Below are 13,647 nucleotides of genomic sequence, written 5' to 3' on the forward strand. Positions count from 1 at the left end.
GGACGCTGCCGACTCCCACGTTGTCAGGTTCCGTGGCGACATATGCGAATGTCATGCCCTCGACAGATCTGGTGGTCCAGGCCACGCCGGACGGCTTCAGCGAGAATCTCGTGGTCAAGACCCGTGCCGCGGCCCAGAACGAGGAACTGTCGAGCATCCGGTTCCCCGTCTCCGTCGACGGGGTCGCCGCGCATGACACGAACTCCGGCGGAGCCGCGTTCTTGGACGATCAGGGGCGGCCGGTGTTCACCACGGGCACGGCGCTGATGTACGACTCCTCGGCGCTCACCGCATCGTCCCAGGCCGCGACCACGGCCACGGCCTCGAAGGCGTCGCTCACCCTCGCGAAAGCCGCGTCCGACGAGGTCGCGAACTCGGGCGGGAACGCAGTGGACGGTCCCGACCCGGGGGCCAGATCGACCGTCATGGATGTGACGGTCTCCGACGACGCACTGACCCTGAAGCCGGACCGGTCCTTCCTCGACGACCCCGACACCACCTACCCCGTGGTGCTCGACCCTCAGACGACGAGCGCGTCTCTCACGGGCTGGACGACGGTGTGGTCGAGTGCGACGGGGACCTCGTTCTGGAAGACCTCGCACTCGCTCGGCGTCGGCTACGACGCGTGGGTCGACAACAAGAAGGCCCGGTCCTTCTACCAGTTCGACACGCACACCCTGGGCGGCAAGAAGATCCTCTCGGCGACCTTTACGGCGTTGGAGGTGTGGTCGGCGAACTGCACCGCCAAGGCGGTGCAGTTGTGGCGCACGGGGGCGATCTCGTCGTCGACGAAGTGGTCGGCGCAGCCGTCGTGGGCTGCTCAGGTGGATTCGGTCAGCGCCGCCAAGGGGTACTCGTCCTCCTGCCCGGGCGGAAACGTCTCCTTCGACGACCAGCGCCGTCAGTTACACCGCCGGCCAGTCCTCCGCGACCACGACACTCGGTCTGCAGGCCGCCTCCGAGACCGATGCGGTCGCCTGGAAGCAGTTCGCCTCACCGTCGGACACCAAGCCCACCCTGTCGGTGACCTTCGTCTCCAAGCCGAGCCCTCCGACCGGCGTGAAGACATCGAGCCCGAGCCTGGCGTGTGCCACGAGCCGCGGCACCGCCGCCGTGATCCGGGACACGACGCCCACGGTGACGGCGGCGCCGAAATCGGCGGACGGGTCACAGGCGACGTTGCGCCCGAACTTCGAGCTGTACCGGTACGACGCGAACGTCGGCGATCCCCTGATCGGCTCGGGAAATCCGTCGGCGTACACGGCCTCCGGCACGGCCGGGACGTGGACGACAGCGACGCTGACCAACGGGCAGACGTACTGGTTCCGCGCCCGCAGTCAGTACAAGTACACCTTCAACGGCACGACCGGCTTCATGTACTCGGCCTGGAGCCCGGCCTGCTGGTTCCGGATCGACACCTCGATTCCCGTTCAACCGGACGTGGACTCGGCGACGTACAAGGAGTGCGCAACTCCGGACAGCACGAACGACTGTTCGGCTTACGGGGGCGTCGGCGTCCCGGCGGACTTCACCCTCAAGGCCAACGGTGCCGCTGACGTGGTCAAGTACAGCTATCAGCTGAACGACGATCCAGTGCGGACCAAGACCTTCACCACCGCGACGAGCAGCTACACCCCGCCGCCCATCGTCCCCGACGCGCGCGGTCTGAACACCCTCACCGTGCAGACCTGGGACTCGGCAGGCAACGGCTCGGCCAGCTACACCTACGCCTTCAAGGTCGCGCCCGGCGCGGGTCCGCTCTCCCAGTGGTCCCTGGACGAGGGCGGCGGTGTCACGGCAGCCGACGCGGTCGGTGGCAAGACCGCGACCTTGACGGGGTCGGCCACGTGGTCCGACCGTGCAAGGCTCGGCAAGTCACTCCAGGGCAACGGTACTTCGGCATACGCCGCGACGACCTCCTCCGTGCTCGACACCACCAAGACCTTCACGGTGTCCGCGTGGGCCCGGCTGACCGGCAACACTCACGACTCCGTGGTCCTGTCCCAGGCGGGAGTCAACGGGTCGGCGTTCGCGTTGTACTACTCGAACTCATACAACGCCTGGGTCTTCAACCGGTACACGGCCGACGCCGTCGCTCCGACGATCGTCCGCTCGACCTCGACCACCACGCCGGAAGTCGGTGTCTGGACGCACCTGATGGGTGTGTACGACACCCAGGAGCAGACCATCCAGCTGTTCGTCAACGGCATCCCACAGGGCGATCCGGTCTCCTACACCACTCCCTGGCAGGGCACGGGGGGACTGCAGATCGCCCGAGGCCAGTACGGCGGCACCTTCTCCAACTACTTCCCCGGCCAGGTCGACGAAGTGACAGTCTGGAACCGGATCCTCGCCAAGGAGGAGATCACCGACCTCCAGGCGATGACCGACCCGGGCTCAGGCCAGGCGCGACCTGCCCTGGTCGCCGAGTGGGGCATGGAGGAGACCTCCGGTACGACTGCCGCCGACTCCTCCGGATACAGCCACACAGGAACCCTTGCCGCCGGCGGTACCTGGACCACCGACCTCGATCCTGACACCGGTGGTGGCAAGGGCAACGTCCTGTCCCTGGGCGGGACTTCGGCGGCGAACATCACCGTCCCCGGTCCGGTCGTGGACTCCCAGGGCGACTTCACCGTGGCGGCCTGGGCCAAGCTCGACGCGGCAGCCCTGGCCGACACGTCCGTAGCCCACCACATGAGAATCGCCACCCAGTCCGGCGGCGTACGCGACTCCTGGGGCCTGTGGTACGACCAGGCTGTCGGCTGCACCCAGGGCATGTGGGTGTTCGGCCGCACCACCGCCGACACCACCAGCGCCACCGTCGTGACCGTGCCCGCCAACATCGCCTCGGCCCAACTGGTCGACCCCGGCAGCTGGACTCTGCTGACCGGCGTCTACGACGGCACACGTCATCAGCTGCTCCTCTACGTCAACGGGATCCAGCAGGGCGCCCAGGGCGACACCGACACGGGCCAGGACACCGGCGACGGCATCGTCTTCACCTCGCCCTGGCAAGCCACTGGCACCTTCAACATCGGCCGCGGACGCATTAGTTCGGGCGCATACGGCGACTACACGCACGGCCTCGTGGACGACGTACGGGTATGGACGGGCGTGATGTCCGACGGCGTGATCGACCAGATGTACATCACCGAAGTGCCCAAGGCGCTGTGACGGCGCACCAGTCGCACAGCAGACCTTCAGCGGACCTTTTCACGATCGGGAGTGCAGTCATGGGTGGGCTACGGCGGACACGGTTGTGGGTCGTCGCTGTCACAGCGAGTGCCCTGGTGGCCACCGGCCTGGGCACCGCCCCGGCCGTATGGGCGGGCGAGCGGCACGGGCACAACACGGTAGACGCGCCCGATGCCAGGAACGGCACCGCCGTGCCCTTCAAGGCCAAGAAGTTCACGGCCAAGGACCCGGCCAGGGCTGCCGCTGTCCGTACGGCTGAGAAGGTCGCGAAGCCCGTCGTCTGGCCGGCCGCGTCCGCAGCCACTCTGCCTGTGGCGGGCAAGGCAGCCCTCGCGAAGACCACTTCGGTCGGTGAGCTCCCGCTCAAGGTGAGCGCCCCGGCGACCGGCGTGGCCCCGGCCAGGGTGTCGGTCAAGGTGGCCGCGCGCCAGACCGCGACGGCCCTCGGCATCAACGGCACCGTGTTGTCCGTCGGGCGAGCCGACGGCCGCAAGGGCACCGGCCACGCCCGGCTGACCCTGGACTACTCCGGCTTCGCCGACGCCTACGGCGGCGACTATGCCTCCCGGCTCACGCTGGTCCGTCTGCCTGCCTGTGCGCTCACCACCCCGGCCGTGAAGAAGTGCCGGACGACGACTCCGCTCGCCACCACGAACGACATCGCGCACCACACGCTGACCACTACGGCAACGGTCAGCTCCTCCGCGGTCACGGCCCTCGCCGCGACCGCCACTGCGGCCAAGTCCGGCGCCGGCTCCTACCAGGCGACGTCCCTCAACCCGTCCGCCGCGTGGAACGCGGGTGGCTCCAGCGGTGACTTCACCTGGTCGTATCCGCTGTCCGTGCCCCCGTCCAACGGCGGCCCGGCCCCGAACCTCTCCATCGCCTACGACGCGCAGAGCGTCGACGGCCGACTGCCGTCCACCAACAACCAGCCGTCCTGGGTCGGCGAGGGCTTCGACCTCTCGACGTCGTACATCGAGCGTTCCTACGACTCCTGCGACGACGACGGGCAGAAGGACAAGAACGACGAGTGCTGGGCGAACGACAACGCCACCCTCGTCCTCGGCGGCAAGTCCAGCCCGCTCATCAAGGACAAGCCCAGCGGCGACTGGCACCCCAAGACCGACGACGGAGAGCGGATCGTCCACTCCACCGGTGCCACGAACGGCGACAACGACGGCGAGTACTGGACCGTCACCACCCAGGACGGCACCCAGTACGTCTTCGGCAAGAACCGCCTCCCCGGCTGGACCACCGGCGCCGCAGTCACCAACTCCACCTACACCGCCCCGGTCTTCGGTGACGACACCGGCGAGCCTGGCTACGACCAGGGAACCGCCTTCTCCGGACGCTCCCTCACCCAGGCCTGGCGCTGGAACCTGGACTACGTCGTGGACCCGCACGGCAACGCGATGTCGTACTGGTACACCAAGGAGACCAACTACTACGCCAAGAACGGCACCACGACTGACAACGGCACGGTGTACGACCGCGGCGGCTACCTCAGCCGGATCGACTACGGCATCACCTCCTCCACCGTCTTCGGCACCGTCCCCGAGAAGGTCACCTTCACCACCGCCGAACGCTGTCTGGTGACCAGCGGCGAGACCTGCTCCTCGCTCACCTCGACCACGGCCGCTCACTGGCCGGACGTGCCCTTCGACCAGATCTGCGCCTCCGGCAAGGTCTGCAAGGCGACCGGGCCGACGTTCTTCTCACGCAAACGCCTCACGGGCGTCACGACCAGCGTCTGGGACACGAGCCTGTCGACCCCGGCCTACCGGGACGTCGACTCCTGGGCGCTCGCCCATGCCTTCCCCGATCCCGGGGACGGCACCTCCGCAGGACTGTGGCTGAAGTCCATCACCCGCACCGGCAAGGACGGCGGCACGACGGCCATGCCGCCGGTCACGTTCGAGGGCATCCAGCTCTTCAACCGCGTCGACACCACGCACGACAACATCGCCGCACTCGTCAAGTGGCGTGTCCGCAAGATCACTTCGGAGACTGGCTCGATCCTCACGGTCAACTACTCCGACCCGCAGTGTGTCGCCGGCACGACGATGCCCAGCGCCCCCGACGCGGACACCCTGCGCTGTTTCCCGACGTACTGGCAGCCGCCGTACACGGCCGACCCCCAACTGGACTGGTTCCACAAGTACGTCATCACCCAGGTCACCGAGTCGGATCCAACCGGCGGGGCCCCGCTGAAGGAGACCGACTACACCTACAACGGCTCCCCGGCCTGGCACTACGACACCGACAACGTCACCGCCCCCGCCAGGCGCAAGACATGGTCGCTCTGGCGCGGCTACGGCGGCGTCACGACCACGACCGGTGACGCGCAGTCCACTCGTACGAAGACGGTCTCGACGTACTTCCGGGGCATGGACGGCGACAAGCAGTCCGACGGCACCACGCGCACCGCCAAGGTCACCGACTCGACCGGGACATCGGTCACCGACGCGGACCCGTTGGCCGGCACGGTCCGCGAGTCGATCACCTACAACGGCGGCACCGAGGTCTCGGGCACGATCACCGCCCCGTGGATCCGCCAGACCGGCACCGACGGCACGCGCGCCTCCGACTACACCCGCGCCCAGACCGTCCGCAACCGCACCGACCTGTCCTCCGGCGGCACCCGCGACACCACCGTCACCACGACGTACGACGACACGACCGGTGCGGCGCTCAAGGTCGACGACTCGGGCGACGCCGCCGTCACGGGGGACGAGCAGTGCACCCGCACCACCCTCGCCGACAACAACACCACCGCCTGGCTGAGGGCCTTCCCGGTGCGGGTCGAGACGGTCGACGTCGCCTGCGACGCCACGACGAACCGACCGGACGACGTCGTCTCCGACGTCCGCACCCTCTACGACAGCCAGGCGTACGGCACCGCACCGACGCTCGGCGACGAGACCTCCACCCAGCGGCTGTCCTCGTACAGCAGCGGCAGTCCCGTCTACCAGACGGTCTCCACCAGCCACTACGACACGCAGGGCCGGGTCGACTCGGTCAAGGACACCAACTCGGCGGTCGTCAGCACCACCAAGTACACCCCCGCCGCGGGCGGCCCGCTGACCAGCACGGTCACGACCGACGCCAAGGGCTACGCGACCACCACGAACTTCGATCCGGCACGCGGCATCGCCACATCCGTCATCGACCCGAACATCAGGCGGACCGACTACGCCTACGACGCCCTCGGCCGGGTGACCGGCTTGTGGCTGGCCAACAGGTCCAAGTCCTCGAACCAGTCGGCGAGCCTCGTCTACACGTACACGATCTCCAACACCGCTGCCTCGGTGGTCTCCACGGGCAAGCTCAACAACGACGGCACGACGTACGACACGACGTACGCCCTGTACGACGCGCTCCTACGGCCGCGCCAGACGCAGACTCCGGCCCCGGGCGGCGGCCGCGTGATCGCGGAGACGAAGTACGACAGCCGGGGCCTGGCGGTAGAGGCCAACGCGGACTACACGGACGCTGGCTCCCCCTCCGGCGCGTTGGAGAACATCACCTCGGCCGTTCCCGCCCAGACCCTCACCACCTACGACGGCGCGGGCCGCCCCACGGCCGCCGACTTCTACGCCAAGGGCGCGAGGCGTTGGACGACGTCCACGTTCTACGGCGGCGACCGCACGACGGTCACCCCGCCCCAGGGCGGCATCGCGACCACGACCCTGACGGACACCCTCGGCCGCACCACCGAGACCCGGCAGTACGACAGCGGGGCCCCGACGGGCTCGTACACGTCGATCAAGTACGCGTACGACGCCAAGAGCCGCCTGAAGTCGGCCGTCGACGACGACGGCAACACCTGGTCCTACGGCTACGACCTGATGGGCCGCAAGACCAGCTCCACGGACCCGGACGCCGGCAGGACCACCACCGCCTACAACGAGCTGGACCAGGTCGCCTCCACGACGACCGCCGTGGGCACCCCCGACGAGAAGACCCTCAGCTACTCCTACGACGTCCTCGGCCGCAAGACCGACATGTACGACGGCGCCACCAAGGACGCGACGCACGAACTGGCCAAGTGGACCTACGACTCGCTCGCCAAGGGGCAGCCAACGTCGGCGATCCGCTATGTCGGCGGCAGCGCGGGCAAGGCGTACATCAGCCAGGTCGGCGCCTACGACTCCCTGTACCGGCCGACCCTGACCAGGGTCACCATCCCCTCGGTCACCGGTGAGGAGGCCCTGGCGGGCTCGTACACGTCGTCGATCGGCTACAACCTCGACGGCACCGTCCAGGTGACCTCCGACCCGGCGGCCGGAGGACTGCCGTCCGAGTCCCTGGAGTACGGCTACAACGACCTGAGCATGCCGACGACGCTGAGCGGCGCGACGGGCTACGTGGAGAAGACGAACTACACGAAGCTCAGCGACATCGCACAGGTGACTTTGGGGGTGTCCGACACCGCCAAGTGGCTCCAGATCACCAACACCTACGAGGACGGCACGCGCCGCCTGCAGCGCGAGCTGGTCACGGACGACGCGCAGACGGCCCCCGTCCAGGACACCACGTACACGTACGACGACTACGGCAACCCCACCAAGGTCGCCACGCACGCCGATGCCACCGACGACGTCCAGTGCTACCGCTATGACGGCCACGACCGCCTCACCGAGGCCTGGACCGCGACGGACGGCTGTTCGGCCAGCCCGTCGACCGCCGTGCTCGGCGGCCCGGCCCCGTACTGGCAGAGCTTCGCCTACGACGACCTCGGCAACCGCAAGACCCAGGTCAACCACGCGACGGCGACGGGCGGCGACGACAGCACGACGTCATTCGTCTACCCGACGCCGGGCACCAGCCAGGCCCACACCCTGACCTCGTCGACCACGGTCACCGGCAGCACCACGACCAGCGCTTCGTACACGTACGACGCCTCCGGCAACACGCACACGCGGGTGTTGGACGGCACGACGCAGACCCTCGACTGGGACGACGAGGGCCATCTCGCCAAGGTCACCAACGCCGACGGCACGTCCGCGTCATACCTCTACGATGCGGGCGGCAACCGGCTGCTCTCCCGCGACGATTCGGGCACGACCCTCTACCTGGGCGACACGGAGGTCCGCCTCGCCAAGGGCACGGCGACGACCACGGGTACGCGGTACTACAGCTGGGCGGGGCAGACGGTGGCCGTCCGCAGCAGTTCCGGCAGCCTGCAGTGGCAGGTCACGGACGCCCACGACACGGCCGAGACGGCGGTGGACGCGACCACGCAGGCGATCACGCGCCGCCGCCTGGACCCGTTCGGCAACGCACGTGGCACCCAGCCGGCTTCGGGCTCATGGCTGGGCGACAAGGGCTTCGTCGCAGGCGTCCAGGACACCACCAGCGGCCTGACGCACCTCGGGGCGCGGGAGTACGACCCGACGATCGGCCGATTCGTCTCGGACGACCCGGTACTGGAACTGACGGACGCCCAACAGATCGACGGGTACACGTACGCGGCCGACAACCCCGTCGGCAACAGCGACCCCAGCGGCCTCTACCTGCCGATTGGCTTCGGCGGTGGCGGTGGCAGCGACGACACGGCCTCCTCGTCGTCGAGCAGCAGCGACAGCGGGACCCATCACAGCGGCGGCTCTCATTACCTCGGTAACGGCCATCACCACAGCTGCGGCTTGTCCCTCTCCTGCCACGTATCCGACCTGGCCCACAAGGCCTACAACGCCGTCCAGCGGCACCCGGTGATCGCAGCCGTGGTGGCCACGGCCGCGGTGGTGGGCGTTGTCGCCTGCGTCGCCGTGAGCGGGGGCGGTTGCGCTGCTGTGTTACTGGCGGGTGCGGAGGGCTTCACCACGGGCGCGGAGGCGGGAAGCCTCGGGGGCGCCGTGGTCAGCGCGTCAGTGGGGGTGATCGGCGAAGGCGGCGCTGTCATCGCGGGGTCGATGGGCATCGCGGGGGCAGGAGCGGCAGCCGTCGCGAAGGGCACCGAAACGGCCTCCGCGGCCAAGGCGGCGACCAGATCCGGGGCCAGGGCGGCGGACACGGCGGCGGAGGGGACCGCCGCCGCGGGCGCGGCGAGGGGCGGTCAGCGCGCGGAGACGGCGGCGCCCCGGAGCGGCGCCGCCAAGTGCAACCACAGCTTCCTGCCCGTGACCAAGGTCCTCATGGCCGACGGCCACGAGAAGCAGATCAAGGACATCAAGGCGGGGGACAAGGTCCGGGCCACCGACCCCGAGACCGGCCAGAGCCAGTCCCGCACCGTCGAGAAGCTGATCACCACCAAGCACGACAAGGACTTCGCCACCATCACGATCCGCGACACCGACGGCGGCAAGCCGTCGAAGATCGTGGCCACGGTGACCCATCCCTTCTGGGTGGAGTCCGAGGGGGCGTGGGTCGACGCCGGCCACCTCAAGGCGGGCATGCGACTGCTTGCGGCCTCGGGGCTTGCCGTTGCGATCTCCTCGGTCAAGATCTGGCACGAGGAGCATCTCACTCACGATCTGACTGTTTCGGTCACGCATACGTACTATGTGGTGGCGGGTGAGGTCCCGCTCCTCGTTCACAACTGCGGCAGTGGCGAGAATGGCGGGAAGTATGGCGATCTACAGCCTGCGGGGACAGGCAACGAGATCAATCACATTCCCGCCAACTCTGTCAGCCCCCTCAGCACCTACAGCGGTCCTTCGATTCGGATGGAGTATGCGGATCACCGCGCGGTTTACAGCACGGGGTCGTACCTTGAGTCGCAGGCCTGGCGTATGAGGCAGAAGGAGTTGATAGATGCTGGCGATTTCCGTGGCGCAATCCAGATGGATGTAGATGACATTCGTGCTCGCTTTGGGAATAAGTATGATGAGGCGATCACGGAGATGTGGGTCAGTCTGAGTTCCAATAAAGCCCTTTGGAAATGGGCTTCCGAGCAGGGCTGGTAACTGTCGCGTGTAACGAATTGAGGATCACATGCCATCAGATTGGAAAAGCGAGATCGTTGAGTGCGGTGATCTCGTGCAGGACGATGACACGATTACGTCTCCGGATGAGGCGGCACGTCGCTGGAACAGGTATGTCGAGTTGGCGGATTCGGTAACTGGCCTAGAAGGGCCGGATGGCGTTGCGGCAATCATTTCCTCTCTGAAGGCAAAAGAGGATTACGGAGCTTACCAGGCGGCGCATTCGGCTCTAGCTCGTTTCCCTCACGGGGACCTTGGTAAGGGTGTGGCGTTGGCCGGTAGGGATCTGGCCTCCATCCCCAAGGATCATAGCGGGAATGTTCTCCTGATCCTGGCGCGCGCAGGCTCCGTCGCTGTGGATAGTTTTAACGAGGCCGCACGTGAGGTCGATCTCGGTGTTCAAAGAGAGATGCGTGAACTCATCGAGTTTCATGAGGCAGAGGAGTGGTTGTCCGATGAAGGTGTTCAGAACATCCTCCTAGTCCCTCGAGTTTAACTGTGAAGTTGTTATATCGAAACCCCGGATTTGCTGGCGCGTTGGGATTTTTCGGATATTCAAAGACTATTCGGTCGGATCGGTAGAGGGTATTTGGTGAGCGGCCTGGCAGTGGTGAATCGCGAGGGTGTGGAGGGCGTCTCCTCCATGGTCGCCAGGGCGATGGGGCGGGAGTGGTACCGAGAGCATCTGGCCGGCATGGATCCGTTGCGGGGCGTACGGCCTGAGGGGGCGTTCGTCGAGTACGTCGCTGATGTGGGTGCGGCGGCCCGCGCGACCGGGAATCCGGTGCTGGTGCTGGCCTCCAACGGGCGCAGGATCGCGGCACGTCTGGTGGACACGGTGATCGCGATGGTGTTCGCCTGCCTCGGGTTCTTGGTAGAGGCTGCCTCGACCGACGGTATTGCGCTGGTGGTTCTTCTGCCGGTCGGGATCGTGGCCGGTGGGCTGCTGTATTACCTGCCCTTGGTGCACTGGTGGGGGACGACCGTCGGCAAGCGGATATTCGGGCTGCGGGTTGTCCGGCTGTGGTCGGACGGGACCCTTCCGCCGTCGTGGAAGGACACCTTCCTCCGGGAGCTCGACCGGGGAGCCTTCCTGGCGATTCCGGTGCTGAACGTGCTGGTCGGGGCGATCCTGCTGGCGTACATGGCCAAGGACCGAGGGGCATACCACCAGAGCAAGTCCGACCGCGCGGCCCGGACGGTTGTGGTGCGGTGGCCAGCGTATGCGGGAGGGAATTGATGGGCGAGGGAATGAAAGCAGTTCGGCGCTCCGCGGGGACGGAGACCGCGTTGGATGTGTTGCTGCGCTGGTCCTGGATCCGGCGGCGTACGCCCGCGCAGGACATCGAGGACTTCAAGAACGGGCAGCCGCTTCAGGTCGTGGGGTTCACCAAGAGCATCGGTGGAGTGGCTGTCGTTCCGGTCGGCAGGGGCAAGGAGATCGCGCGGCTCAGGCAGGGATATCTGCGTCTTGCAGTGGGGGAGGACCCGGTCTGGGCTGATCGTCGGGGTGGGAGGGGCGCGACCCTGAGGCCGCCTCTCCGGCTCAAGCTCACGGGCGAGAAGGTGCCCATGGCATCGAAGTTCGAGCGTTATGAACTGGTCACGGCCGACGGGACGTACGACCTGGCGGTCCCGAAGAAGGACGGCGAGCTTGTGCGGTACGTCTTTGGCCTGACGCGGAGCTGAGAGGTCCTCGTAGTCGGGCGGGCTCGCGGACGCGGCTGTCGGTCAGCGGGCCGGGGACTTGTTGGCCGCGGCCCTGGATGACGGCCTCGACGTGAGCGGCCGGGCGCAGGGTCACAACTCCCCGGCGGCGACGCCCTCTCGGAAGGCCGCCCACTCCGAGGCGGTGAAGCGCAGGGGTTCGCGGCCGGGGTTCTTGGAGTCGCGGACGGCCCTTGCACCGTCGGGAAGGACGGCGACCTCGACGCAGTTGTTCTCCGCGCCGCTGGCGGACGACTTCCGCCATATCGCCTCGGTGAGGTCGTACGCGTTCAACTCGCTCTTGGGGTTCACTTCCGGTGGCTCTCTTCCAACTCGGCGATTCGCGCCAGCGAGTCCTCCACCGGAAGTGCCGTCGCTCGGATGCGTTCGAAGGCCTTGGCGAAGGGCGCTGCGTCGTCGCCCTCAACGTACGTCGCGCCGCTGAGGTTTTCCAAGAGCACTACCGGAGGCATGGGTTGAGGAAATGCCGTGACGGTGAAGCCGCCGACCATGCCGGGGTGAGGGGTGGATTCCAACGGCATCAACTGCACAGTGACGCTGGGCATGTCCGACACATCGAGCAGTCGCCGGAGCTGCTCACGCATGGTCGCGGGACGTACGGCGAAGCGCTGGTGGAGGGCCGCCTCATGGAGGATGGCCCACAGTTCCAAGGACGTGCCGGGGCGGGAGAGCACGGACTGTCGGGCCATGCGTACTTCCGTCAGCGCAACGACCTCTTCCGGCGTACGGGACGTCGTCACGCCGGCGATGGTTTCCCGGGCGTAGGAGGCTGTCTGCAAGAGGCCGGGGATGACCAGCGGAGACCATTCGCAGATCGTTTCGGCGTCCGTTTCGAGGGAGATGTAGTCGGCGTAGGCAGGCGAGACGATTGCGCTGTACGTCTGCCACCAGCCCTTCTTCCCCGCGTCTTGCGCCAGAGCCTGCAGTGCGGTCCGCACTTGGGAGTCTCCTACCCCGTACACAGTCAGGAGTGAGCCCACCTCACCCGACTTGATCGACTGGGTAGCGCTCTCGATCTTCGAGAGCTTTGGTGCTCTCCAGCCCATGGCTCCGGCGGCACTGTCGAGCGTCATTCCGGCTTCGTTGCGAAAACGCCGCAGGCTCGCACCTAGGCGGCGGCGACGGACGGTCGGTACAAGCGGCGAGTTGGGCATGAACGGAGTCTGGCAGCGCCGCCGTATCGATCACACACCGTAGCGAGAACTTAACTCTTTCGGGTTGGAAAATTTCCACCTTGGGGAGAAACGCCCGCCCGTGGTGGAACCTGGCGTCGTGCCAACCGACCACGATGGAGACGACGCCATGCACCCGACCCTCCCTCCCGGCCCCATCCCCGGCTACTACCTCCGCCCCCGCCCCCAGGGCTTCGCCGCCCACATCTGTGCGTCGCAGCAACACCTCGGCGCGGTAAGGGCGTTGGCCGGTGCCGAGCTGCTCGCTCACGGCATCGACGCCGACGTCGTCCACTCCGCGCAGCTCGTCCTCTCCGAGCTTGTCGGGAACTCGGTGCGGGCCTGTGGTGAGCATGTGCCGCTCGTCGTGGAGGTGTACGTGACGTCGTACGGCATCGCCTTGAACGTGCATGACCCGGATCCTGGTGCTCTGCCGAGGCTCCGGTCGACGCCGCTCGACAGTGCGGAAGCGGAGAGCGGGCGGGGGCTGGGGCTGGTCGACCTGCTGGCGCCGGGGTGGAACGTGCGGAGGTCGGCGATCGGGAAGCAGGTGCGGTGCCGGGTGTCTGTCGAACACGGGTGGGGCTGAGGGGCGTCGGTGTGGGTCCGTCCGGAAGCGC

Annotated in this window: 10 protein-coding genes; 6 read left to right on the top strand and 4 right to left on the bottom strand. The window is 67.4% G+C overall.

The window, feature by feature from the left end; all coding sequences use genetic code 11:
* Positions 1-229: 229 nt before the first annotated feature.
* Entirely contained in the window at positions 230-427 is a 198-nt protein-coding gene (locus B5557_RS25070) for a hypothetical protein (RefSeq protein WP_143688222.1), read from the bottom strand.
* Positions 428-905: 478 nt separating this feature from the next.
* On the bottom strand, positions 906-1,127 hold the full coding sequence (locus B5557_RS25075) for a hypothetical protein (protein ID WP_143688223.1): 222 nt from the start codon (positions 1,125-1,127) through the stop codon (positions 906-908).
* A 10-nt stretch (positions 1,128-1,137) separates the two neighbouring features.
* On the opposite strand from B5557_RS25075, the gene B5557_RS25080 reads away from it, so the two are divergent.
* The 5 genes from B5557_RS25080 to B5557_RS25100 all read left to right on the top strand — a co-directional run bounded on the left by B5557_RS25080 (position 1,138) and on the right by B5557_RS25100 (position 11,816).
* A complete protein-coding gene (locus B5557_RS25080) occupies positions 1,138-3,177 on the top strand; it encodes a LamG domain-containing protein (protein WP_079661568.1) in 2,040 nt (679 codons plus the stop codon).
* A 59-nt stretch (positions 3,178-3,236) separates the two neighbouring features.
* Positions 3,237-10,109 carry a polymorphic toxin-type HINT domain-containing protein gene (locus B5557_RS25085; RefSeq protein WP_159424428.1) on the top strand — a complete coding sequence of 2,291 codons (6,873 nt, stop codon included), beginning with the start codon at positions 3,237-3,239 and terminating at the stop codon, positions 10,107-10,109.
* A gap of 73 nt (positions 10,110-10,182) precedes the next feature.
* Positions 10,183-10,623: a hypothetical protein gene (locus B5557_RS43870; RefSeq protein WP_143688224.1), complete on the top strand. Its 441-nt coding sequence runs from the start codon at positions 10,183-10,185 to the stop codon at positions 10,621-10,623.
* Between the two features lie 96 nt (positions 10,624-10,719).
* On the top strand, positions 10,720-11,367 hold the full coding sequence (locus B5557_RS25095) for an RDD family protein (protein ID WP_159424429.1): 648 nt from the start codon (positions 10,720-10,722) through the stop codon (positions 11,365-11,367).
* A 56-nt stretch (positions 11,368-11,423) separates the two neighbouring features.
* Positions 11,424-11,816 (top strand): hypothetical protein, encoded by a 393-nt coding sequence (locus B5557_RS25100; protein ID WP_231976470.1) that lies wholly within the window; start codon positions 11,424-11,426, stop codon positions 11,814-11,816.
* 111 nt (positions 11,817-11,927) lie between these two features.
* On the opposite strand, the gene B5557_RS25105 is transcribed toward B5557_RS25100, so the two are convergent.
* Both B5557_RS25105 and B5557_RS25110 read right to left on the bottom strand, forming a co-directional pair.
* On the bottom strand, positions 11,928-12,146 hold the full coding sequence (locus tag B5557_RS25105) for a DUF397 domain-containing protein (RefSeq protein WP_079661573.1): 219 nt from the start codon (positions 12,144-12,146) through the stop codon (positions 11,928-11,930).
* Complete coding sequence (locus B5557_RS25110; protein ID WP_079661574.1) at positions 12,143-13,009, bottom strand: helix-turn-helix domain-containing protein; 867 nt, start codon at positions 13,007-13,009, stop codon at positions 12,143-12,145. The genes B5557_RS25105 and B5557_RS25110 overlap by 4 nt, the downstream gene beginning before the upstream one ends.
* A gap of 148 nt (positions 13,010-13,157) precedes the next feature.
* Between B5557_RS25110 and B5557_RS25115 the strand changes: the two genes are divergently transcribed.
* On the top strand, positions 13,158-13,616 hold the full coding sequence (locus tag B5557_RS25115; RefSeq protein WP_079661575.1) for an ATP-binding protein: 459 nt from the start codon (positions 13,158-13,160) through the stop codon (positions 13,614-13,616).
* The last annotated feature ends 31 nt before the right edge of the window (positions 13,617-13,647 follow it).

The organism is Streptomyces sp. 3214.6, assembly GCF_900129855.1.
Classification (GTDB): Bacteria; Actinomycetota; Actinomycetes; order Streptomycetales; family Streptomycetaceae; genus Streptomyces; species Streptomyces soliscabiei.

What these genes read in the sequence shown, in the direction of transcription:
- B5557_RS25070 (WP_143688222.1), bottom strand. Translation starts at nt 427, where the DNA reads ATGACGGTCGATCTGGCCCCCGGGTCGGGACCGTCCACTGCGTTCCCG.
- B5557_RS25085 (WP_159424428.1), top strand. Translation starts at nt 3,237, where the DNA reads ATGGGTGGGCTACGGCGGACACGGTTGTGGGTCGTCGCTGTCACAGCG.
- B5557_RS25110 (WP_079661574.1), bottom strand. Translation starts at nt 13,009, where the DNA reads ATGCCCAACTCGCCGCTTGTACCGACCGTCCGTCGCCGCCGCCTAGGT.
- B5557_RS25115 (WP_079661575.1), top strand. Translation starts at nt 13,158, where the DNA reads ATGCACCCGACCCTCCCTCCCGGCCCCATCCCCGGCTACTACCTCCGC.